Here is a 21,144-nt window from a genome sequence, read left to right on the forward strand (position 1 = left end):
ACCAGTCAGCGGGAATTGACGATGAACGTACCCATTCTTCAAATGCGAGGAATCACCAAGACCTTCCCCGGCGTTAAAGCCCTTCAGGACGTCACCCTGGACGTCAACCGCGGTGAGGTTCATGCCATTTGTGGCGAGAACGGGGCCGGGAAGTCCACCCTCATGAAAGTGTTGTCCGGCGTCTACGCCCACAACACTTTCGACGGCGACATCCTCTTCGAGAACGAGCCCTGCGAATTTTCCAGCATCACGGACAGCGAGAAGCGCGGCATCGTGATCATCCACCAGGAACTGGCCCTGAGCCCGTACCTGTCGATTGCCGAGAACATCTATCTCGGGAACGAGCTTGCCAGGAATGGCTGGGTGGACTGGCGCAAAACCAACCTGGAAGCCGCCAAGCTGCTGGGACGAGTAGGCCTCAGCGAAAACCCGGTCACCCCCATCCAGCACATCAGCGTTGGTAAGCAGCAGCTGGTGGAGATCGCCAAGGCGCTGTCCAAAGAGGTGAAGCTCCTCATTCTGGATGAGCCCACTGCGGCGCTGAACGATGAAGACTCGGACCACCTGCTGGACCTCATCCTGCACCTCAAAGGCCAGGGCGTCACCAGCATCATCATCAGCCATAAGCTCAACGAGATCCGCAAAGTGGCTGACGCCGTCACCATCATCCGCGACGGCAAGTCCATTGAGACCCTGCGCCTGGACCAAGGCCAAATCACCCAGGAACGCATCATCCGGGGCATGGTGGGCCGTGACCTGGAAAGTCTCTACCCGGACCGTACCCCCAACATCGGCGAGGAAGTCCTTCGCATCGAGGACTGGACCGTCCAGCACCCCCAAGACCATTCCCGCATGGTGGTCAACAACGCCAGCCTCAACGTCCGCAAGGGTGAAGTGGTAGGCCTGGCCGGGCTCATGGGTGCCGGCCGGACCGAGCTGGCCATGAGTGTCTTCGGCCGGACCTACGGCCGGGCCGTGTCCGGCAAGGTGTACAAGTACGGCCAGGAAATCAACACCTCCACCGTCTCCGATGCAATCGAGCACGGGATCGCGTACGCCACCGAAGACCGCAAGCACTACGGCCTGAACCTCATTGAGGACATCAAGCGGAACATCTCCATGGCAGCACTGAACAAGCTGGCCAAACGGGGTTGGGTGGACGGCAACCAAGAGACCACCGTCGCCAACCATTACCGGAAGAGCATGAACATCAAGGCTCCCTCCGTTGCTGCCATCACCGGCAAGCTCTCGGGCGGAAACCAGCAAAAAGTGGTGCTCAGCAAATGGATGTTCTCAGACCCCGACGTCCTCATCCTGGACGAGCCAACCCGTGGAATCGACGTCGGCGCCAAATTTGAGATTTACACCATCATCGCGGAGCTTGCAGCGGCCGGAAAAGCCGTCATTGTGATCTCCTCCGAGCTTCCCGAGCTCCTGGGCATTTGCGACAGGATCTACACGCTGTCCGCAGGCCACATCACCGGCGAAGTCCCCATCGCCGAAGCCACCCAGGAAACCCTCATGCACTTCATGACCAAAGAGAAGGAATAGCGAACATGTCCGCCCTACGAGAATCCCTTGGCTTCCTCACAAGCCGCCTCCGCCAGGTTGGCATCTTCGTCGCCCTGATCCTGATCGTCATCCTCTTCCAGGTACTCACCGACGGCATCCTGCTCCAGCCGCAGAACGTCACCAACCTGGTGGTCCAGAACAGCTACATCCTGATCCTGGCCATCGGTATGGTGATGGTCATCATCGCCGGTCACATCGACCTTTCCGTCGGATCCATCGCAGGCTTCATCGGCGCCGTCGCAGGAGTGATGATCGTCCATTGGGGCTGGGCATGGTGGCTCGCCATCCCGGCCTGCCTCCTGGTAGGCGCGCTGGTGGGTGCGTGGCAAGGCTACTGGATTGCCTACGTGGGTATCCCCGCCTTCATCGTCACTCTTGCAGGCATGCTGATCTTCCGCGGCCTGACCCTCATTACCCTCAAGAACCAGCAGATCACCCCGTTCCCCAACGAGTTGCGCGCCCTCGGCGGCGGCTTCCTGCCTGACATTTCCGGCGGCACGTCCGTCCTGGAATGGCTGACAGTGATTCTGGGCGTCGGCGGCACCGCAGCCATTCTGTTCCAGGCACTGAAGGAACGCCGGGTTCGCCGTAAGTTCAACCTCGAAAACGAACCGATGGCATGGTTTGCCGTCAAGAACGGCTTCATCGCAGTACTGATGCTCATCATCACCTTCCTCCTGGCCAGCTACCGCGGCACCCCGATTGTCCTGATCGTCCTTGCGGTCCTGGTGATCGTGTACTCGGCACTGATGAACAACAGCATCTTCGGCCGTCACACCTACGCGATCGGTGGAAACCTCCACGCCGCTGAACTCTCCGGCATCAAGACCAAGAAGGTCACCTTCCGCCTCTTCGTCAACATGGGTGTTTTGGCTGCCCTGGCAGGTCTGGTCTTCACGGCCCGCCTGAACTCGGCACAGCCCGCCGGTGGTACAGGCTTCGAGCTCGACTCCATCGCTGCCGCCTTCATCGGCGGTGCCGCAGTACAGGGTGGTATCGGAACCGTGGCCGGCGCCATGATCGGCGGCCTGATCATGGGCGTCCTCAACAACGGCATGTCCATCCTTGGCCTGGGCACTGACTACCAGCAGCTCATCAAGGGCCTGGTGCTGCTGCTCGCCGTCGGCTTCGACATCTTCAACAAGAACCGCACCGGTTCCGGCGGAGGTTCCTCCATGGGCCGTCGCTTCAAGTGGAAGACCACGCCTCCGGCAACCGAAACGTCCACGCCCGCAAAGACTGAGCCCGTCGCGGTCGACGCGAAATAGCCGCAATGTCCACAGGGGGAGCGGTGCGACCTCCCGTCATGGGAGATGTTGCCAAGATGGCGGGAGTCTCGCACCAAACCGTTTCCCGTGTCCTGAACAACCATCCCAACGTCAGTGTCCGGACCAAGCAGCGCGTGGAATCGGCCATCGCGCAGCTTGGGTACCGCCGGAACACCGCAGCCCGCAGCCTGGTGACCCGGCGCTCCCGGACCATCGGGGTGCTTGCCTGCGAGACAGGCCAGTTCGGACCCGCGAACACGCTCCTGGGGGTGGAACAAGCCGGGCGGGAAGCGGGCTACTTCGTCAGCATTGCCAACCTCCGGGAAGTGACGGACGAGAGCGTCAACGACGCCATCGCGCACTTCCGGAACCAGTCCGTGGACGGGATTGTCGTTCTGGTCCCACACCCGGATGTCCTCGCGGCCCTGCGCGATGTTTCCTTTTCCGTGCCCATCGTGGCCGTCGGGGCCGGCGCGGGCAACCAGTTAACGGGGGCATCTTTAGACCAGCGGCTGGGAGCCCGCCTCGCCGTCGATCATCTGATTGGCTTGGGCCACCGCCGCATCGCCCATATTTCCGGGCCGCCGCATTGGATTGACGCCGCCGAGCGCATCAAGGGATGGCAGGAGTCCATGTCAAAAGCCGGTTTAGGGGCCGACGTCCTGCTCCAAGGTGGCTGGGACGCGGCCTCCGGCTACCGCGCCGGGCTCCACCTCATCCAGCAGCACACGGTCACGGCCGTGTTCGTTGCGAACGACCAAATGGCGGTGGGCGTACTCCGCGCCATCCAGGAAGCCGGCCTTCACATCCCGGGAGACCTCAGCGTGGTGGGCTACGACGACCAACCCGAGGCCGAGTTCTTCATGCCGCCGCTGACCACCATCAAACAAGACTTCGAAGAACTCGGCCGGCGCTGCATGGAAGCGGTGCTGCAGCAACTGGAGGGAGACGGGGGAACCGGCGATCAGATGGTCAATCCCCGGCTGGTGATCCGCGCAACCACGGCGGCCCCACTAAACTAGGAGCCATGACTTCCACGCTTGATACTGCTGCTGCCCGCGCCCGCCTTCTTGAACTCATCAAAGAACTGGCGGTGGTCCGCGGCAAGGTGATCCTCTCCAGCGGCAAGGAAGCGGACTACTACATTGATCTCCGCCGCATCACCCTGCACCACGAGGCCTCCAAGCTGGTGGGTCAGGTCATGCTGGCCATGATCGACGACGCCGGCGTTTCAGTTGAGTGCGCCGGTGGACTCACCATGGGTGCGGACCCTGTGGGTACCGCAGTGATGCACGCTGCTGCGGACGCCGGCCGCGCCGTGGACGCCTTCGTTGTCCGCAAGGCCCAGAAGTCCTACGGCATGGGCCGTCAGGTGGAAGGTCCCTCGGTTGAAGGCCGCAACGTGGTGGTCCTCGAGGACACGTCCACCACCGGCGGGTCCGCGCTGACCGCCGTCGAGGGTGTCCGTAAGGCAGGCGGCAACGTAGTGGCCGTGGCCGTCATTGTGGACCGCAACACCGGCGCCAAAGAGAAGATTGAAGCCGAAACCGGCGTACCGTACCTCTTCGCCTTCGGCAAGGATGAACTGGGCCTCGACTAAGCCTATGCTTGCTGCGTGGACGTCCAGGTAGGCAAGCTCCCGGCGCCGCCGGAGGTGAACGAAAACCTCCCCGCGCCGGTGAGTACGGAACCGGAGCAAACAGAGGATCCGGGCTCATGGGCCCGGATCCTGCCCCATGCTGCCCGGTTGAAGAAGACGTCCCGTCGTAACTTCCTCATCACCGCCGGAGCTTCAGGGACGCTCGCTGCGGACATGCTGTTCACCCGGCGCGTCCAGGCCGAGCGGAGAGCCACCAAGATCCTCCGCGTCCCGGATCCGTACTCGGACCTGTACTTCCCCAAAGCCAGCTGGATCCTCTTTCCGGGCTATAAAACCAGTTGGGAAGAGGCACAGTGGATCCTCAACTCGCTGCGTCCGGCGCTGCACCAGCGGGGCCGTCTTGCCGCCGTCGGATATTCCAACCTGGGACTGGACGTGGACGAGGTGGTCCGCGAAATCATCCTCCACGTCCGCGAGCTGGGACTGGAGAAGTTGTACTTTTACGGTCATAGCTTCGGCGGAATGCTCGCCACCCAAGTCGCTGCCCGCCTGCTGGAGCTGCACGGCGTCGAAACGCAGTTGATCGTCCTGGACTCGAGCCCCTTCAGCCGCGCGGACGTCCTGGACCAGAGCTGGTTCGACGGCGTGGTGTTCCTGTACGAGAATGGCTTCCGCATCCCATCGGTCCTGCGTGGCGGCTATGAGCTGGGGGAGCGTGTGGCGCACAAGGACGAGCGCACCTGGCGGCAAATCCTCGACCAATCCCTGGAGCAACTCTCGCCGATCGCACCCTCCAGCGTGCTGATCCAGACGGAGTCGGCGTACATTTACCACTTCGACGGTCTCCGGCTGGCCGGAAAAATCGGTGGTGCCAGGATGGCGTTCATCGGTAACGCCAAGGACGGCACCGTGGACTATGAGTCGGCTCGTGCGGGGTGGAGCAAGGTCTTCGGGGCCAACATGGCCCTTCCCACGCTCAGCACCGAAGGCGCCCGGCCCGCGCACGCCAGCCCGCAATGGAACGGCAGCATCTACCGGCCGCTGCTGGAAAGGGTCCAGGACGAACTGCAGCCGCTCCCGCCCGAGCCCCAGGAGCCGTCATACCAAGAGCCGAACGGCAAGGTCATCCGCCCGGCCTAGGTGAACTTTTGTACAAGTGAGTTCTGTACTCGAGTACAGGGTTGATATACCCGATCCTCCGTAGCGTCGTTCTTGACAGGAAATAAGAACGAATTTCGAGGAGCGAAGTATGAACGGCCTACAGCTCACGGGCATCAGCCGCAGCTTCGGTGACCGCAGGGTCCTCCACGATGTGGACCTCACGGTCCATCGCGGGGAGATTGTGGGATTCATCGGCGGCAACGGTGCAGGCAAGACCACCACCATGCGCGTGATCCTTGGTCTGCTGACCCCGGATCAAGGAGAAGTCACCTGGGAAGGCTTGCCCATCAGGGCCCAGGATCGGCGACGCATCGGGTACATGCCCGAGGAACGCGGCCTGTACCCCCAGATGCCGGTGCGGGACCAGATCATTCACTTCGCCTTGCTCGAAGGGCACCACACCGAGGCCGCGCGTGAGGTCGCAGACAAACTCATCGTGTCCCTCGGCCTCCAAGGCCGCGAGCAGGCATTGGTCCAGGACCTCTCCTTGGGAAATCAGCAGCGCGTCCAATTGGCCGTCGCCCTGGTGGGAAATCCCGCACTGCTGGTGCTGGACGAGCCATTCTCGGGGTTGGACCCCATCGCCGTCGAAACGATGTCCCGACTCATCCGGGAGCAAGCCGACCGGGGCGTGGGAGTTCTGTTCTCCTCACACCAACTTGAGCTCGTAGAACGCCTCTGCGACAAGGTCTGCGTTCTGGATCGCGGCCGTGTGACAGCCAGCGGCAGCGTGGTGGAACTGCAGGATGACGGAAAGAGCCGCTGGCGGCTCGGCTTCTCCCGCACGGCAGATTCGTTCGCCGCCGAAGTCTCGATGGCCCGGGGCGTCGACGTGGAGTTTTCCGCCTCCGACCGCACCACGGTGCTCGTCTCAGTGGACGGCTCAGGGCGGGACGTGCCCGGCGAGATCCTTGCAGCAGCGCAACGGCACGGCGGGTTGAAAAGCATCGCGTCGGCACAGAGGTCCTTGGCAGACCTGCTGGCCGGCAAGTTCATTTCGTCAGGTCCAGGTATCACACCGGGGGCGAAGCGCTCCCTCGACAAAGTTGGAGTATCGCAATGAGCACAACAACATTTGATCGCACAACCCGCAGCGCAGCTCCTTCTTCCGGCAGTGGACTACGCGAGACGCGCCTGATCATCCGGCGCGAGGTTCTTACCAGGTTGGGAAACCGGACCATACTCACGGCCACAGGACTTCTGGCCCTTTTCGCCGGCGCTGCTGCCGGGATCGGTGGATGGTTCCTGGTGGACTCACTGGGCGGGGCTGGTGCAATGAGCTTTGATCCTCGCGCCATTTTTGCCACGGCCATGATCAGCGCATTGCTGGCCTCCTTGGTCTACTCGGCATCGAGCCTGACCTCCGGGGTGGTGGAGGAGAAATCGTCAAGGATCGTGGAGATCCTGCTGACCAAGATCGGGATCGTCCCGTTGCTGGCTGGAAAGATGATCGGCATAGGCCTGGTTACCCTTGTCCAACTGCTGGCAATCGGCGGAACCGCCGTGGTGGGTTTCAGCGTGGTGGGGGGCTGGTCCCTCATCAACGTCGCTGTGGGACCGAGCCTGCTGTGGTTCCTCCTCTGGTTCCTTCTGGGCTACGTGATATTCGCGGCCTTGAACACGACTCTCGCTTCCACGGTTTCCCGGCAAGAGGACCTGGGTACAGCGGTCATGCCTCTGTCAGTCCTGCAAATGGTGCTGCTGGTGGTCTCCCTCTACGTCCTGCCAATGAACCTGGGAAACCCGTGGCTGGAGGGGTTGTCCTTCGTGCCTCTGTTCTCCTCCTACCTCATGCCGATGCGCTTCGCACTCGAACACGTGTCCACCTGGGAGATGGCGCTGGCCGCCGGCATATCCGTGGCAGCGATTCCCGCTCTGTTCTGGCTGGCCACCGTGATTTACCGGAACAACGCACTGCGCACCGGCTCACGGGTCTCCCTGCAACAGTCCCTGACCTCCGACGAGACGGCCTAGCTCCAACTCGTCACCTGGTCCACAGGCCCGGCTCATCGGGTCTCTACAGATAGGAAAACCATGCCTGACAACAAGCGCAACCAATCATTGGCCACCAAGAAACTCGTCCGCAACATAGCCCTTCTGCTGATCGGTGTCCTGGCCGCCTACGCGGTAACCACCCTGCTGCTCTGATGGAGTCCCTCATGATGACCGCCACAGCCCCGCACCCACAGTCCACCAATCCGGCAGCCCGCCACGCAGCGGGCTTGGCCACCGCTGTCCTTGCACGCCACGGCAGGGAGGCGGTGGAAGACATCGCCCCGGCCGCCTTTGCAGGCCGCAACAGCACATGGAACATGAGGCTGAGGAGCGGGGAGAAGGTGTTCGTCAAGCAGATCTCGGCGCAGGCTTCCGGCCCGTTGGCATTCGATCGCTCGGTTGCCTTTGCCGCATTTGCTGAGCAGTCCCCTGAATTTACGCCGGCAACGCCACAGCTCATCGGTAGCGACGCCGGGAACGGGCTCCTGGTTTTTGAACACTGCCTTGGAACCAGCCTGGCGCACCACCTGGTGGAGGAAACCATGCCGGACACCTTCCCGGAAGAAGCCGGTGAGTTGCTTGCCCGGCTCCACGCCGGCCCCGGATCCGGGTTGGAGCGCTCGACGCCTCCAAGCCCGCCGGTGGAAATGCTCGCGGCTGGCGTTCCGCACTCTCGCTACCTTGAGTTCACAGTGGCGGAAATGGCCCTCTGGGGCGAGCTTCAGAATGACAGGGAGTTGGTCGCCGCTGCCGGGAGGCTGAAGGCCTCCGAGCGGAAGCACCAGGAACGCCCCATCCATGGCGACCTGCGCCTTGACCAGTTCCATCTTCACGATGGAAAACTGTGTGTCCTTGACTGGGAAGAGTTCGGACTCGGAGATCCTGCCCGGGACCTTGGAATGCTTGCGGGTGAGTGGATCTACCGGGCGGTCCTGGATACGGTCACTACCCGCGGAGGAGCCTCCGCACCGCCGGCCAGATTCGACGACGAGACCGCCTCGGCGCGCATCGCCGAACGAATGGCGGCCATTGTTCCCTCAGTCCGCCGCATGTGGACGTCTTACGCCGACCATGCCGACTACCACGATCCGGATCTTCCGATTCGGGCTACTGCCCATCTGGGGTGGCATCTCGTTGACCGGACCATCACCAGGGCTCCCATGGTGTCCCGGCTACCCGGCATCGAACGGGCAGCCGCGGGCGTTGGGCGCGAGGCACTGCTTTCACCCGGCCACTATGTCAGCGCCCTGGGTTTCGAAAGGGCACCCCGATGACCGTGACACTGAACGCTCCGGCACTGATTTCATTCGACCAGGTGTTGGCGGGCCTGGAACGCCGGGTTGCCGTTGACACCCACCGGCTCACCGCCAGGATAGACGCCACCACACTTAGTGCCACCAGCCACAGCGAGTTGCGTTCGCACTTGGCCGGAGCGATCTATACACACCTGCACGTCGGGCACCCGGGGATCGAGACCGTGCCGGGAACAGGCCATCAAGACCTTGCCGCGGCACTTATCGATGCCATCCCGCACCGCACGGTGATCCAGTCAGCGTCGCCTGTCCCGTCAGCGTCGGCGCGGACGTCGGTGCAAGGCGTTCCGCACCAAGCGCTGCAACTCTCGGGGATGAAAGTCCTCTTTCCCCCAGAGGCTCTGGTACGCAACTCCCTGGACGAAATCGTAGGGGTGTGTGTTCCCAGTTGGCGAACCCGCACCACCCCTGGGTTCCTCCTCGCACTCGGTGCCCACGGCTCCGTAAACCCTGTGGCTGCTTCGAGGCTCTACCTCTCATGTGCCACGGCATCAGAGGTGCTTGAAGCGTGGCCGAAAATTCTTAGGGTGCTTGCCGCCAGCGGGCTTGGCCATCAGGTCAAGGCCCTCTCATCATCCCGGGCATTCCCACGCAGTGACGCGCTGGTCATCTACGTCTCTGCCGACGATTCAGACGCCGCGGCTTCCCTTGTTGGTCCTGCCCTCGAGTCCTTGCCCGCAACGGTCACAGCTACGTCGGTTTTCACCCAAAGTGTGCGCGACCGCCTGGCACTTGCCATGGAACCAAAAGATCCGCGAGCGGCGTACCAGGGGCTCAGCTTCGGGCAGCACCGCTCGCGGGTGTTGGCGGACGCACTTCTCCGTGCATCTGCGGAGAAAACCGACCTCCAACCTGTCTGGGTTGAAGAAGCGCACACGGCCTGCATCAACCCGCACCAGCCCGGCTACAACGCCGGAACGTGATAAATCCGGGCAGTAGCCCGCCGCTGCCCGGCACCCAAAGACCTCCCATGAGGAAACCAGAAAGAAAAACCCATTCCCACGCCGTGGGAAGCACATCAAACAGGAGACACCATGTCCAACGCAGTTGTTAACTTCCACCAGGCCGACCTGACCGATCTTGCCCGTGCCCACAGCACCTTCGCGGCTGCTGAAGAACTCGGCGGCGACGCTGCCACCGAAGCTCCCGCAACCTCTCCGTTGTGCATCGGCATCATTGTGGGCGCCACCCTCGGTGCCGGCTGCTGATTGCCCCTGGGCAGGGAACAACAAAAAGCATCACCCACACGCAATGCCGGACGCACCCACCACGTGGGGCCATCACAAGGAGACACCATCATGAACAACGCCGTCACTAACATCCCGCAGTCCGACCTCACCGACCTGGCCCGGGCGCACAGCACCTTTACGGCTGCTGACGAACTCGGCGGCGACGCTGCCACCGACGCACCGGCCACCACGCCGTTCTGTGCAGGGGTGATCATCGGCGCAACCCTGACCATGGGCTGCTAGGCAGGCCTGACCACGGGGAAGGCGCCGGCGAGGTGATGGAAACATCATCCCGCCGGCGCCTCCTGACCCCATATCTGTCCCACCCACCCTCATGAATGCTGAGACCTGCCATGACAACCACTGACAGCAGTCCCCGTCCGATATGGGCGGACCTCACCCTCGAAGCCTTCGGGTACTCCAAGGTTGCCCTGATTCTCACAGGCTCGGCAGTCACCCAAGTAATGCCCTTCTGGATTGAATGGGCGGTTTCCGCGGCGCCGGAAACGGAGTTCAAGGTGATCATGCGGGACTCCGCGCAACGCTTCATCACCCGTCACAGCATCGAGTCCCGGTTGAAGTCCCGTGTACAAGCCGACGTTTGGGGGGAAGAACTCATTGCCGCACACATCGATGTGGCAGAGTGGGCGGACCTCATCCTGGTGTACCCGGCAACTCTGGACTACTCATCGCGCCTGGCCCATGGCATAGCTGATTCGCCGTCGTTGCTGGCAGCCATGACTACGGAGGCCCAGGTCTGCATCGCTCCGGCATTACCGCCCAGGGCTATGGCAAACCCCATCGTCGCCCAAACCCTAATGAAACTGCGCATGCCGGAGAATTTCCTGGTCATTGACCCCGTCCCTGGCCCCAGCGAGTCCAGCGACGTCGCCCTGGCCTGGGTACCGCCGTCGTTCCCCGCAGTGATGCGCAGGCTGGAAGAGGAACGGCTCCTACGCGCGGGGATGGCCAAAGAAGCGGCTACGGTATGAGCGCTGCGATGGATTCCCGGCAGAAGTCCGTCATCCGCTCCACCCGGACCGATCTGCTGTCCACAGGCGTTTACGAGGTTGGAGGGGCCTACGAGTGGGTGCACAGCCTCGGAGTTGAAGCTCCGATTCCTTTCTCTGCCCTGCCGATCAGCATCGACTCAGTCCCCGGTGCTGACCTCTTGGTGGTCGGTGTAGGCGGTGATCGCCACCGTTCGTACTCGACGGCGGCGGGAGCCACGGTCTTCGACCTCATCACGGCCGGAGAACCGGCAGACCTCCGGTCGGCAGGCCGCATCTGGGGTACTGCCCTGAGCTGTCTCCATGAAAGCGCGTCCCTCATCGGCGACATTCCCGAGAGTACTCCACGAACCGCCCAACGCTCGAGGGCCTGGTTGAGGGGGGCGTGGGAGCCGGCGCGGGAAGTCCTGGGGGAACGTGGCCTGCTGGAGATCCGTCGATGGATCGATGGCGAACTTTCCGGCCCCCGCCAAGTAGTGGTCCACGGATATCCCGGGATGGCCCACTGGGTGGTGACCCCCGACGGTGCCGTCGGCTCGCTTCTCACCGGTGAGGACCTCGGGCTTGCCCACCCGGGCTATGACATCGCCTGGGTGCTCGGAGAAATGGCGGAACTGCATGCTTTCCACCCTGTTCTGCGCCCAGCGATCGAAGAATTGCGCAACGGTTTCCTGGAGACGTGCGGAGAAGTTCCCGGACCGTCCGAGATGGGCCCGGCATTGGCCTTCAGGATTGCCCAGCATGCCTACGACTGGCACCACTATGCCGGCGCAGGAGAAGGCCAGGCAAAGGCACTGCTTCGCTTGGCCGCTTCGTACGTGGACACCACCCGGGAGGTGCAATGACAACCCCTTCAATGCTGGGCACACTGGATGGCCGGGCCGTGTACAGCAGGCAGTTGGCCAACGGAACAAGACTGGCAGCCATCCACGATCCTTCCGCCCGCATCCTGTCCCTGAGCCTTGGTGTGCCGGCAGGAATGCGCCACGAAATGCCGGGGGAGGAGGGCATGCTGCACCTCCTCGAACACATGGTCTACCAGGACAGCGAAAACGTCACGGCATCCGAACGGCAGGTTTCGGTACACAAAGCCGGGGGAATCCTGGGTGGGAACACTCACATGGACTACTCCGAGTTCTACGAGTCCGGGCCTACGGGACACCTCGAACAGATCTCCCATCGCCTCGTTGAGCAGGTGTTCCACCCCGCCCTGACGCAGGAGCAGATCGCTGAGCAAATAGTTGCCGTCGCCACGGAACGGGCGCAGCGTTTGGCCCCGGCTCCCGGCAGGATTCTGCCGTGGCCGCACCTGACAACACACTATTGGGCGGACCACCCCAACGCTCATGATGGCACGGGCGATAGTGACCTCGCAGCCCGGGCTACCCGTGAAAAGCTACAAACACTACATCGCCGCCTTTACCGCCCCTCGGAAGCCGTACTGACGGCGGTGACGTCGGAAGACCCCCTGGAGACGCTACGGTTGCTGGCCAAGCCGTTCGCTGGAATGTCACACCAGGCGCCCTTCGTGCCCGTGCTGCAAGCCTCCATCCGCAGGGGTGCTTCACTGTCCACGATCTACTCACAGGGGGCCACATCCACTCGCGTCCTCACCGCCACAGCTGCAGCGTTTGGGCACTCCGTACGCCCGGATCTCCTCGGTGACCTCGTGGCAGCTGAGCTGCTCTCCGGGCAGGATGGCCTCGACGCCAGCGCCGGCCTGTTCGGGCCAGGGGACTTGACCCGGGATGACCTCTTCGTCCTGGTGGACGACACCGGACAAGGCATTGAGCCTTCCGCGAGATTCCAGGCGCTCGCTATCGCCGATGATGCAGCCATCATCCTTGCGGCCCGTCGCGCGGTACTCAGGATGGAAAGGTTCACTCACGATGACCAACGGCTCGCCCGGACCGTCACCCGCGACGTGCTTCTGAGGGGGACGCCGATGTTCGCCGCTGAGCTGGCGGAGGCCCTCGCCGAAATATCCGACGACGCCGCAAGGCTCAGGGACTTGGTCACCACGGCGGCACGGCGGCTCGCCGATCAGGACCTGGTGTCACTGACCATCCAGCCCTCCGAGGAGATACTTCCATGATCACCACTCGCCGATACTTAGGCCAGGTTGACCGGCGTTCCCGCTTCACCACCGTGTCCATGGGCTGGCGGACCGCTTCCGACGGCGTGCCGCGCCTGCGTGCTGCCGTTACCTTAGCGGGGGAACAGGGCGGGCCAGCCAAGCAGCCGGTTGCCATGACGTGGGCGCCCGGCGACGGAGCTGTAGTGATGACCGCAACCCTGCCGGAGACGGCTGTACGGAGCTGGACTGAAAATGTCATCGCCACCGAGCAACTGGGAGTGTTAGATGATCCCGTCCTCGCTGTTGTGGGATCGGCCGGCGTTCTGGACGATCTTGAAGGCAGCCTGTCTGAACGGGAGGCAAGAGTGCCTCCCTCTCCTCACCCGACAGTCCGGAGCACCATGACACAGACCACGGCGCAGGGCTTCGAGCAGACATTTGTGACAGGCCGGGACCCTGCCGAGGACGTGGGGTTCGCCGCCACATTTCTAGCCATCTGCTTGGTGGCCGGAGGGCCGGGGACCCTGCTGCCCGACGCCATTGAAAAGTCCGGGCATCGGGCGATCCTTCAAGCTGGCCGCGGGCTGCAGGGCTCCACACCCACAGTGACGTGGCACATCATGACGTCCCGGCCCAACGGCTCGGCTGTCCTGGAGACGGCGCTTTCCACAGTGGCCGGCTACAGCGTTGCGGAGCACCCGGAAGCTGTGGAGCAGGCCAGGGAATTTGCCCGTACAAACCTGAACCGCGCGTGGCAGTCCCCGATTGAATTGGCCCGTTCCCTGGCCCATTACGAGGTGATGGGATGGGGTGGCGAGCTGGTCCGTCATCCGGATGCTGCGCTCGACCACGTGGATTCGGCTGCTATCGAGAAGGCCGCCGAAGGCTTGGTTCGGCCCATCAAGGAGGTGCTGGGACGCAGCTAGGGCATCATGATCTTCAAGATTCCAGCCGTGAACGCGCACTGGGGCTGAGGTCCACGAGCCCTCCTTCGACCGCGGCAACAAGGATCTGCACCCTGTCCCGCACACCGAGCTTCTCCATAACGTTCACGAACCGGGCTTTGATGGTGGACTCTGTGACGAATAGCTCTGCGGCCATCTCGCGGTTGCTCATACCCCGTCCAAGCAGCTGGATCACTTCCAGCTCCTTTTTGGTCAGCGCGTCCACGAGCTTGGAGTCCGGAATGACTTCAGCAGGAACGGACTCCGCGAGTCCTGTCACAACATGCCGCGTCACTTTGGAGGACAGAACGGATTCGCCGGCCATCACAGTGTGGATGGCGGCGGTGATTTCCTTCGGCAGCGTGTCCTTGACCAGGTATCCCGACGCTCCGGCACGCAGCAGGTCCACCACGTAGCGATCGGTGGAGAAGGTGCTCAACCCCAGTATGGCGATTTCCGGGAAATCTGCATGGATTTGGGCCGTTGCAGCAACACCGTCCATCACTGGCATCTGCATATCCATCAGGATCACATCCGGACGAAGTGAGGCTGCCTGGACCACCGCCACACGACCATCCGATGCCTCACCCACAACTTCGATGGACGGGTCGGACGAGAGATAATCCCGCAGGATCTCCCGGGCCAACAGCTCATCATCCACCAACAAAACTCGCGTCATCCTGATCCCCCAATGTCAGTATCCGAGCCAATCTTCCCACAAATGCACTTAGGCATCCGCAGATGCCAGCCCTTCCAAAGGAATGGATACTGCGGTGGTCCAGCGGCCCTCGCTGAGACCGACGTCCATGAATCCTCCGAACACTTCACAGCGGGCACTCATTGCCTCAAGCCCGGTCCTTGAGGACATGATCGGCTCGGCAGCGGAGACCGCGTTTTCCGATGCGAGCTGTACGCGATCGGCCCCTACAACCAGACGCAGATCCACCACCCCCGACGGGTCGGCATGTTTAAGGACGTTGGTCCCCATTTCACGTACCGTCCGGCGAAGTGCCTGGCGCAGGCTGGCCGGGATCCGGGCTACTTCCCCTTCGACGACGAGGCTTACTTTGAAGCCCGCGCGGTCCAGCGCTTCCACAACTCCGTCGAGATCGTGGACCAAGCCAACGGCGGTGGTGGTTTCGCCGGACATGGCAGGAGCATCCAGCAAATCACCTTCCGGCTGGTCCCTTTCCTCGTCTTTGAGGAGGGTCACCAGGCTGCGCAGGTCCTGCAACGTCTGCTGTGCCGCATTGCCGATGCCCTCCAGGATTTGGGACGTCTTCGCCTGGTCGTTGACGAACTCTGCCCGCCGTGCCTGCATGGCAATGATGGTCACGTCGTGGGCCACGATGTCGTGAAGCTCGTGGGCGAGGCGGGTTCGTTCCTCACTGCGGACTTGCGCCTGTTGCTCCTGCAAATCACGGATGTGGTGTGTGCTTTGCTCGTAGCGGTGCCGGTAGACGTTGACGCTGCGCCATGCCGCGGCTGCAAGGAAGACCACCAGCGCCAGCAGCACCGCCGGTTGCTCGGCCATCTCCGGCGTTGATATGTACAAACCCAGCAAGACACTGGGCACGAACAGCGAGAAATTGATGGCAAGCTTCCACGGAAGAAGGAAGGAACAGAAGGCCACCACCACCATCGTGGGGAAGATCATGGCCACCACAAGGGACGCGTCTCCACCCAGGATCATGATGACGGCCAGGGACAGACACCACGCAACAGCGGCCTGCGTTGCTCCGAGAAGGAGTGCCAGGAGCGGCAGATACGGGACTACCAGCTGCAACCATCCCTGAAACGACGAAAGATCGTGTTGCTGCCAGCGAATCCCCAACGCCAGGAAAAGCAAGGTTGCCAGGACGATGGCCGATCGAAGAACCCACCCTCCGGGGAGGGGCTTGACGTCAGCGAGCCAGTTCGTCCTACTCATCCACCCAAGTATTACAGAGCCAACGAATCAACCTCGACGGCGGTCAGTCCCGCCTCACGCAGGAAGCGCCGCGCGTCGCCGAACTCCTGCGTAAAGCCGGCCAGGAAGTGCTGCATGGCAGCTTCCGGGCTCTGCAGGATCATCAGCTCGGGGCTAAAGTACTCTGCCGGTGTTGCGGGGACGCTGAGCCGCCACGTTTCTGCCATGACTTCCAGGACGTCCGGCAAGTTGGCTGTGGTGGCCGCATAATCCGCCACCACCTGGTCCTCGGTTCCGCCTGATGCCAGAAGAGCTATCGCTGACACCACACCGGTCCTGTCCTTTCCCAACGAACAGTGAACCAGCGTGCGTTTGCCACGCGCGACGGGTCGCAGTGCATCGCCCACCCAGTCGGGCCTCAGCCGGACCCAGCCCAGATACAAGTCGCCGAGGTCCTCCGCTGTTTCCACGGACTGGAGCGACCCCGCGATGGCGTTCGGGTCCAGCGGGTTATGGATGAGTTCGACGGCGGGCCGGGCCACGGCGGCAGGCGCGCCTCCGCCGTCGTCCTGAACAAGCCAGGGAACCAGCGATCGCTCAAGCTCACTCCGCAAATCCACGATTGCCTGGATGCCGTGCTCCGCCAGGAAACCTGACGTTGCAGCGGCATCCAAGCCAAACGGCTGGCTACCCCTGAGTATCCGGCCACCGGCCAAGGGACGCAGATTGAGCACAGCCATGGGTTTTGTCCTCTTAGATTTGGCTCTTCAGGTCGGCCACAGAGTTCAGGATCTGGTTGGGCCGGAACGGGAAGGAGACGATTTCTTCGCGCTGCGTGATGCCGCTGAGCACCAAAACCGTGTGCAAGCCCGCTTCCATACCTGCCACGATGTCCGTGTCCATGCGGTCCCCGATCATGGCCGTGGTTTCGGAATGGGCGTCGATCTGGTTCATGGCGGAGCGGAACATCATGGGGTTCGGCTTACCCACAATGTAGGGCTCGCGGCCCGTGGCCTTGGTGATCATGGCCGCAATGGCACCGGTGGCCGGCATGGGGCCATCCTTGGAAGGACCGGTGGCGTCCGGATTGGTGGCGATGAAGCGGGCGCCCGCCAGGATGTGGCGGACGGCCATGGTGATCGCTTCGAAGGAGTAGGTGCGGGTCTCGCCGAGCACCACGAAATCGGGATCGGTGTCAGTGAGGATGAATCCGGCCTCATGCAGGGCAGTTGTCAGGCCGGCTTCGCCGATGGTGTAGGCGCGGTTGCCCGAATCCGAGGACTGGACCTGGTCCTTCAAGAACTGTGCGGTGGCCAGCGCGGAGGTCCAGATGTTCTCCTCAGGGACTTCCAGGCCGGACGCGCGAAGGCGGGCCGCGAGGTCGCGGGGCGTGAAGATGGAGTTGTTGGTCAGAACCAGGAAGCGCTTGGACGTGTCCACCCAGCGCTGGATGAGCTCAGCGGCACCGGGGATCGCCTGGTTTTCATGAACCAGGACGCCGTCCATGTCCGTGAGCCAGCATTCGATTTCGTGGCCATTCCGGTACACCGACGTGGACGTGGTTTCTTCTGCCATATTTGCCTCCGGCTGGGATTGTTCGTGCACTGCCACCAGTCTTCCATCAATCTGCCGTCTCAACAGCGTGGGAACCCGCTTATGTGGGAAGTTCTGCCCATGTGGATAACTCATATGACTTGCGTCGTGTGCGTTGAGCTGGACTACGCTGGTTGCGGCGCTGGCGTGCCACCACCGTGGGTCGGGGGATCGACGCGGTGGATTCTTGACGCCGCCGCGCTCCAGCAGGTCCCCACTTACCGCATGTGAAAGGGCCTGTCATGAGCAACAACAACGGAGCGCCGCAGCCTCCCTATGACCCGAACGGCGTGCCGCAGCCCCGCTACGAGACCGGCAAGGATCAGTACAGCCAGTACCAGCCGCAGCAACACCCCGACGGCGAATACGCCGAAACCGTGCACCGCTACCCTCAGGCGCAGGCCGACCAGCCAGGCTTTCCGCCCCCAGGCGGCGGATACCCAAGCCAACCCGGCCAGAACCCGGGCGGCCACAACAAGAAGTCCCTGTTCCTCATCCTCGGTGGCGTCGCCGTCGTCGTGATCATTGCGCTGGTGGTGACGTTCACCTGGCTGATTCCGTCCATGGCCAAGCCGGTGGCCGTCGAATCGCCGTCCGTGACGTCCTCGCAAGAGGCGTCCGAGGCAGCCGCGGAACCGTCGGCTGAACCCTCCGGCGAGGCCTCGGCGTCCTCCGAAACACCCGCTGACGCCATCCCCCTGCCGGCAGTTTGGAACGACCTGGCTGGACCCAGCAACGTTCCGGCGGACGGAGACCCACTGTTCAGCAAGTGGGTCACGGGCGAATCGTCCTTCCAGTACCTGGCAGAGTGGACGCACGACGAGTCCTTCGGCATCACCAAAGACCCCAGCACCGGTGAAGAGATCCAAAAGAAGGCCCAAGGCACTGTGGAGACGGACGGCGACGGGATCGCGCTCGCCTATGCCTTCTTCGCCGAGTCTGAGGAAGGTAAGTTCGGCAAGGATCCTGCGGAGGTCAAGAAAGCCATCCAGGACATCGAAGCCCGTTTCAAGGGGATGACCGCCAGCGAACTTCCCCAGAACCTGGTGGGCCACAAGTGCACGGCCGACTTCAAGACCAGCATGCCGGAAATCAGGGAGTTCCGCCGCGGCGCGGCTGTGGTCATCAGCTTTACCTGCACCAACGCCCGCGGCGAAGAGATCCAGGCCGTGAACCTGTTCTCGGTAACTCCGTGGGGAACTCCGCAGATGCTCGGCGTCAGCGGACACAAGACGTACTGGGACGCGCACCCCGGACTCTTTGAACAACTCGGCAACTCGTACCGCATCAATAAGTGGAAAATGGTCTAAATTTCCGCGGACACAACGGGCGAGCGGGCGGGGCTAAAGTTGAGGGGTGACTGACCTTCCCCCCAATACAGCCCTGCCCACGCCTGCCGAAACCACGGCAGGGACCACCGCGGACGGCGAGTCAGAGGCGAAAGCCGAGGTCGGCGTCGGGCCGTGGGAAGGTGAGTGGCCGGAAGGCGAGCACTGGGATCCGGACCTGTTGAGGGACGGTGACCGCCGCAACGTGGTGGACCAATACCGGTACTGGAAGCACGAGGCGATTGTGGCGGACCTTGATTCCAAGCGCCACGACTTTCACATCGCCATTGAGAACTGGCAACACGATCTCAACATCGGCACCGTGGTGCGGACCGCCAACGCTTTTCTCGCCAAGGAAGTCCACATCATTGGTCGACGGCGGTGGAATCGTCGCGGGGCCATGGTCACCGACCGCTACCAGCACGTCCGCCATCACCCCACTGTTGAGGAGTTCGTCCAGTGGGCTGAGGGGGAGGGACTGGCGGTGATCGGCATCGACATCTTCCCCGATTCCGTGCCCTTGGAGACCTATGACCTCCCCAAGAACTGCGTGTTGGTGTTCGGGCAGGAAGGCCCCGGTTTGACGCCCGAGGTTCACGAAGCCGCCGTCGCCACGCTTTCCATTGAGCAGTTTGGCTCCACGCGCTCCATGAACGCCGCCTCAGCCGCCGCCATTGCCATGCACGCCTGGGTCCGCCGGCATGTCTTCCAGCAGCCGGTTAGGTAGGCAGGACTTCAGCTAAAGCCCGTCAGAGGTGCCTTCTAGCGCTCTTTCAGCGTGGCTTTCTCGTCCACGATCTGGATATCACCTGAAACCCGGGTTTCTACCTGCTCAACCTTTGGTTCCCACTTCGGGGCATCGTCACTCCCGCTGTTCACTTCGTAGCTCGCGGAGGCTTTGCCGGACTCCTTGGGCTGGATGATCCAGCTGTCCTCGCTACGAATCAGAGTGAAGGTGGGTTCCTTCTCGATAGTCCATTTCATGTTGCGGGTTGGGCGGTATTCGTAGAGCGCGAACCCGGAACAGCCGCGACGCGACGCTTCGGATGCGGTGGACGGAGGGGTAGCAACACATTCACTTTGTTTGTTTTTCAGGAGTGTCCGGGTCTCGTCCAAGAGGAGCTGGCTGGGTAGTACTTTCAAGCTTGCGGAAGTCTTCGAAATCGCCCGGTCAATGCTGACCAAGGTCTTGAGTTCTTCTGCAGTTGAGTACTTGTCTCCGGCTAAGCCCAACGTGTACTCGCCGGGGAAGGCCGGCATCAGCAGTTCCGAATTCCTGGCTCCGGCTCCAGGGTCAGGAGCTGGAATTTCGACGCCGTTCGCGGTGAACGACTTCACGGGACGAGCTGAACTGACCCTGATCTTCTGGAAGTTCTTGGACCCAACCTTCCAGTCGCCCTCCCGTGACTTGGTCATCCGCAGAATCACTTCCTGCTTGCGGCCGTTCTGGGTGACTTCGGCAGTGACAAAATCCGACCTCGCCTCAAGGATCCGGTAACCGTCGATTCGCTGTCCTGCGCTTTTGTACACGTTGTTCTGCAGGAGTGCTTTTTCATTCTCGGGGACGCCGGGGTCGGAGACGCTCAGGGCTTTCTCGCCGTCCCCGTCGATCAAGGCCTGGAAGTATGTTCCAGCTGTGGCGCTCATGCCCCGGTCCGGTGAGAACAGCGGTAAAACCAAGAGAACCAAGGCAAGGATTGCCGCGGTGAGGACCACCGCTGCGCCCGCCGCGACGGCAATAATAATGTTCCGCTTCCGCCCGGGGTTCCCTTCGGGGAATGAACCGCCCTGCTGCTGCAGGGGTGGCGCCAGACGGGGCTGATTGTTTGCACTCGGCGGGATCTCCATTCCCGCAGTATATCCACCGTTTTGATGAATTGCAGGTAGCCGGTGGGGTGGGAACCGGCGGAAGTGTTAAGGGCCCCAGTGACCGGAAACACGGCGTCCCGGCGGATATCGCTAGGATGGGTGCTAGCCGTAAGCGGTCTACTCCAGGGTTACCAACCCACAGACGAATTCAGCATAGGAGTCACCATGCCCATTGCAACCCCAGAGATTTATTCCGAGATGATCGATCGCGCGAAGGCTGGCGGTTTCGCTTTCCCTGCGGTCAACGTGACGTCGTCGCAGACTCTGAACGCTGCG

At 62.5% G+C, this 21,144-nt stretch carries 22 protein-coding genes and 1 pseudogene; 18 read left to right on the plus strand and 5 right to left on the minus strand.

The genetic code is table 11. From position 1 onward, the window contains the following. Positions 1-21: 21 nt before the first annotated feature. The 15 genes from mmsA to AR689_RS15065 all read left to right on the plus strand — a co-directional run bounded on the left by mmsA (position 22) and on the right by AR689_RS15065 (position 14,151). Entirely contained in the window at positions 22-1,551 is a 1,530-nt protein-coding gene (mmsA, locus tag AR689_RS15005; protein ID WP_062071402.1) for a multiple monosaccharide ABC transporter ATP-binding protein, read from the plus strand. Between the two features lie 5 nt (positions 1,552-1,556). After that, positions 1,557-2,840, plus strand: coding sequence for a multiple monosaccharide ABC transporter permease (gene mmsB / locus AR689_RS15010; protein ID WP_062071403.1), 1,284 nt, complete (start codon positions 1,557-1,559; stop codon positions 2,838-2,840). Positions 2,841-2,878: 38 nt separating this feature from the next. Beyond that, on the plus strand, positions 2,879-3,862 hold the full coding sequence (locus AR689_RS15015; protein WP_062071405.1) for a LacI family DNA-binding transcriptional regulator: 984 nt from the start codon (positions 2,879-2,881) through the stop codon (positions 3,860-3,862). A gap of 5 nt (positions 3,863-3,867) precedes the next feature. Further along, positions 3,868-4,440 (plus strand): orotate phosphoribosyltransferase, encoded by a 573-nt coding sequence (gene pyrE, locus AR689_RS15020; protein WP_011773291.1) that lies wholly within the window; start codon positions 3,868-3,870, stop codon positions 4,438-4,440. A 15-nt stretch (positions 4,441-4,455) separates the two neighbouring features. Next, a complete protein-coding gene (locus AR689_RS15025) occupies positions 4,456-5,580 on the plus strand; it encodes a thioesterase domain-containing protein (RefSeq protein ID WP_062071406.1) in 1,125 nt (374 codons plus the stop codon). Positions 5,581-5,689: 109 nt separating this feature from the next. Then, on the plus strand, positions 5,690-6,664 hold the full coding sequence (locus AR689_RS15030; protein WP_062071408.1) for an ABC transporter ATP-binding protein: 975 nt from the start codon (positions 5,690-5,692) through the stop codon (positions 6,662-6,664). Then, positions 6,661-7,575, plus strand: a complete 915-nt coding sequence (locus AR689_RS15035) for an ABC transporter permease (RefSeq protein ID WP_062071409.1) — start codon at positions 6,661-6,663, stop codon at positions 7,573-7,575. Before AR689_RS15030 ends, AR689_RS15035 begins: the two co-directional genes overlap by 4 nt. 185 nt (positions 7,576-7,760) lie before the next feature. Further along, a complete protein-coding gene (lxmK, locus tag AR689_RS15040) occupies positions 7,761-8,870 on the plus strand; it encodes a class V lanthionine synthetase subunit LxmK (protein WP_082697986.1) in 1,110 nt (369 codons plus the stop codon). Continuing rightward, positions 8,867-9,832 carry a T3SS effector HopA1 family protein gene (locus tag AR689_RS15045; protein WP_062071413.1) on the plus strand — a complete coding sequence of 322 codons (966 nt, stop codon included), beginning with the start codon at positions 8,867-8,869 and terminating at the stop codon, positions 9,830-9,832. The genes lxmK and AR689_RS15045 overlap by 4 nt, the downstream gene beginning before the upstream one ends. A gap of 111 nt (positions 9,833-9,943) precedes the next feature. Further along, a complete protein-coding gene (locus AR689_RS23365; RefSeq protein ID WP_197412892.1) occupies positions 9,944-10,117 on the plus strand; it encodes a hypothetical protein in 174 nt (57 codons plus the stop codon). 90 nt (positions 10,118-10,207) lie between these two features. Continuing rightward, entirely contained in the window at positions 10,208-10,381 is a 174-nt protein-coding gene (locus AR689_RS23370) for a hypothetical protein (protein WP_197412893.1), read from the plus strand. A gap of 110 nt (positions 10,382-10,491) precedes the next feature. Next, positions 10,492-11,130 (plus strand): flavoprotein, encoded by a 639-nt coding sequence (locus AR689_RS15050; protein WP_231745540.1) that lies wholly within the window; start codon positions 10,492-10,494, stop codon positions 11,128-11,130. Next, a complete protein-coding gene (locus AR689_RS15055; RefSeq protein ID WP_062071416.1) occupies positions 11,127-11,993 on the plus strand; it encodes a hypothetical protein in 867 nt (288 codons plus the stop codon). Before AR689_RS15050 ends, AR689_RS15055 begins: the two co-directional genes overlap by 4 nt. After that, entirely contained in the window at positions 11,990-13,243 is a 1,254-nt protein-coding gene (locus AR689_RS15060; protein WP_062071418.1) for a M16 family metallopeptidase, read from the plus strand. Before AR689_RS15055 ends, AR689_RS15060 begins: the two co-directional genes overlap by 4 nt. After that, the gene (locus AR689_RS15065) at positions 13,240-14,151 is read left to right on the plus strand and encodes a hypothetical protein (RefSeq protein ID WP_062071420.1); all 912 of its coding nucleotides are present in this window, start codon (positions 13,240-13,242) and stop codon (positions 14,149-14,151) included. Before AR689_RS15060 ends, AR689_RS15065 begins: the two co-directional genes overlap by 4 nt. 13 nt (positions 14,152-14,164) lie before the next feature. Here AR689_RS15065 and AR689_RS15070 read toward each other — a convergent pair whose 3' ends face one another. From AR689_RS15070 to AR689_RS15085, 4 genes are read right to left on the minus strand one after another with little or no spacing between them, the layout of a single operon-like run. Further along, positions 14,165-14,848, minus strand: coding sequence for a response regulator (locus tag AR689_RS15070; protein ID WP_062071422.1), 684 nt, complete (start codon positions 14,846-14,848; stop codon positions 14,165-14,167). Positions 14,849-14,896: 48 nt separating this feature from the next. Beyond that, a complete protein-coding gene (locus AR689_RS15075; protein WP_062071424.1) occupies positions 14,897-16,099 on the minus strand; it encodes a sensor histidine kinase in 1,203 nt (400 codons plus the stop codon). A gap of 11 nt (positions 16,100-16,110) precedes the next feature. Continuing rightward, a complete protein-coding gene (locus tag AR689_RS15080) occupies positions 16,111-16,818 on the minus strand; it encodes a tyrosine-protein phosphatase (protein ID WP_062071425.1) in 708 nt (235 codons plus the stop codon). Between the two features lie 13 nt (positions 16,819-16,831). Then, entirely contained in the window at positions 16,832-17,653 is an 822-nt protein-coding gene (locus AR689_RS15085; protein WP_035761154.1) for an HAD-IIA family hydrolase, read from the minus strand. Positions 17,654-17,913: 260 nt separating this feature from the next. On the opposite strand from AR689_RS15085, the gene AR689_RS15090 reads away from it, so the two are divergent. Both AR689_RS15090 and AR689_RS15095 read left to right on the plus strand, forming a co-directional pair. Then, positions 17,914-18,981 carry a hypothetical protein gene (locus AR689_RS15090; RefSeq protein WP_062071427.1) on the plus strand — a complete coding sequence of 356 codons (1,068 nt, stop codon included), beginning with the start codon at positions 17,914-17,916 and terminating at the stop codon, positions 18,979-18,981. A gap of 46 nt (positions 18,982-19,027) precedes the next feature. Further along, complete coding sequence (locus tag AR689_RS15095) at positions 19,028-19,726, plus strand: TrmH family RNA methyltransferase (protein WP_156424608.1); 699 nt, start codon at positions 19,028-19,030, stop codon at positions 19,724-19,726. Positions 19,727-19,761: 35 nt separating this feature from the next. Here AR689_RS15095 and AR689_RS15100 read toward each other — a convergent pair whose 3' ends face one another. Next, positions 19,762-20,847 (minus strand): hypothetical protein, encoded by a 1,086-nt coding sequence (locus AR689_RS15100; RefSeq protein ID WP_062071429.1) that lies wholly within the window; start codon positions 20,845-20,847, stop codon positions 19,762-19,764. A 186-nt stretch (positions 20,848-21,033) separates the two neighbouring features. Between AR689_RS15100 and AR689_RS23105 the strand changes: the two are divergent. Beyond that, positions 21,034-21,144 (plus strand): annotated as a pseudogene (locus tag AR689_RS23105) (class II fructose-bisphosphate aldolase); the annotation flags it as partial.

This window comes from Arthrobacter sp. EpRS71, assembly GCF_001512285.1.
GTDB lineage: Bacteria > Actinomycetota > Actinomycetes > Actinomycetales > Micrococcaceae > Arthrobacter.

What these genes read in the sequence shown, in the direction of transcription:
- mmsA (WP_062071402.1), top strand. Translation starts at nt 22, where the DNA reads ATGAACGTACCCATTCTTCAAATGCGAGGAATCACCAAGACCTTCCCC.
- mmsB (WP_062071403.1), top strand. Translation starts at nt 1,557, where the DNA reads ATGTCCGCCCTACGAGAATCCCTTGGCTTCCTCACAAGCCGCCTCCGC.
- AR689_RS15015 (WP_062071405.1), top strand. Translation starts at nt 2,879, where the DNA reads ATGGGAGATGTTGCCAAGATGGCGGGAGTCTCGCACCAAACCGTTTCC.
- pyrE (WP_011773291.1), top strand. Translation starts at nt 3,868, where the DNA reads ATGACTTCCACGCTTGATACTGCTGCTGCCCGCGCCCGCCTTCTTGAA.
- AR689_RS15030 (WP_062071408.1), top strand. Translation starts at nt 5,690, where the DNA reads ATGAACGGCCTACAGCTCACGGGCATCAGCCGCAGCTTCGGTGACCGC.
- AR689_RS15035 (WP_062071409.1), top strand. Translation starts at nt 6,661, where the DNA reads ATGAGCACAACAACATTTGATCGCACAACCCGCAGCGCAGCTCCTTCT.
- lxmK (WP_082697986.1), top strand. Translation starts at nt 7,761, where the DNA reads ATGATGACCGCCACAGCCCCGCACCCACAGTCCACCAATCCGGCAGCC.
- AR689_RS15045 (WP_062071413.1), top strand. Translation starts at nt 8,867, where the DNA reads ATGACCGTGACACTGAACGCTCCGGCACTGATTTCATTCGACCAGGTG.
- AR689_RS23365 (WP_197412892.1), top strand. Translation starts at nt 9,944, where the DNA reads ATGTCCAACGCAGTTGTTAACTTCCACCAGGCCGACCTGACCGATCTT.
- AR689_RS23370 (WP_197412893.1), top strand. Translation starts at nt 10,208, where the DNA reads ATGAACAACGCCGTCACTAACATCCCGCAGTCCGACCTCACCGACCTG.
- AR689_RS15050 (WP_231745540.1), top strand. Translation starts at nt 10,492, where the DNA reads ATGACAACCACTGACAGCAGTCCCCGTCCGATATGGGCGGACCTCACC.
- AR689_RS15055 (WP_062071416.1), top strand. Translation starts at nt 11,127, where the DNA reads ATGAGCGCTGCGATGGATTCCCGGCAGAAGTCCGTCATCCGCTCCACC.
- AR689_RS15060 (WP_062071418.1), top strand. Translation starts at nt 11,990, where the DNA reads ATGACAACCCCTTCAATGCTGGGCACACTGGATGGCCGGGCCGTGTAC.
- AR689_RS15065 (WP_062071420.1), top strand. Translation starts at nt 13,240, where the DNA reads ATGATCACCACTCGCCGATACTTAGGCCAGGTTGACCGGCGTTCCCGC.
- AR689_RS15070 (WP_062071422.1), bottom strand. Translation starts at nt 14,848, where the DNA reads ATGACGCGAGTTTTGTTGGTGGATGATGAGCTGTTGGCCCGGGAGATC.
- AR689_RS15075 (WP_062071424.1), bottom strand. Translation starts at nt 16,099, where the DNA reads ATGAGTAGGACGAACTGGCTCGCTGACGTCAAGCCCCTCCCCGGAGGG.
- AR689_RS15080 (WP_062071425.1), bottom strand. Translation starts at nt 16,818, where the DNA reads ATGGCTGTGCTCAATCTGCGTCCCTTGGCCGGTGGCCGGATACTCAGG.
- AR689_RS15085 (WP_035761154.1), bottom strand. Translation starts at nt 17,653, where the DNA reads ATGGCAGAAGAAACCACGTCCACGTCGGTGTACCGGAATGGCCACGAA.
- AR689_RS15090 (WP_062071427.1), top strand. Translation starts at nt 17,914, where the DNA reads ATGAGCAACAACAACGGAGCGCCGCAGCCTCCCTATGACCCGAACGGC.
- AR689_RS15100 (WP_062071429.1), bottom strand. Translation starts at nt 20,847, where the DNA reads ATGGAGATCCCGCCGAGTGCAAACAATCAGCCCCGTCTGGCGCCACCC.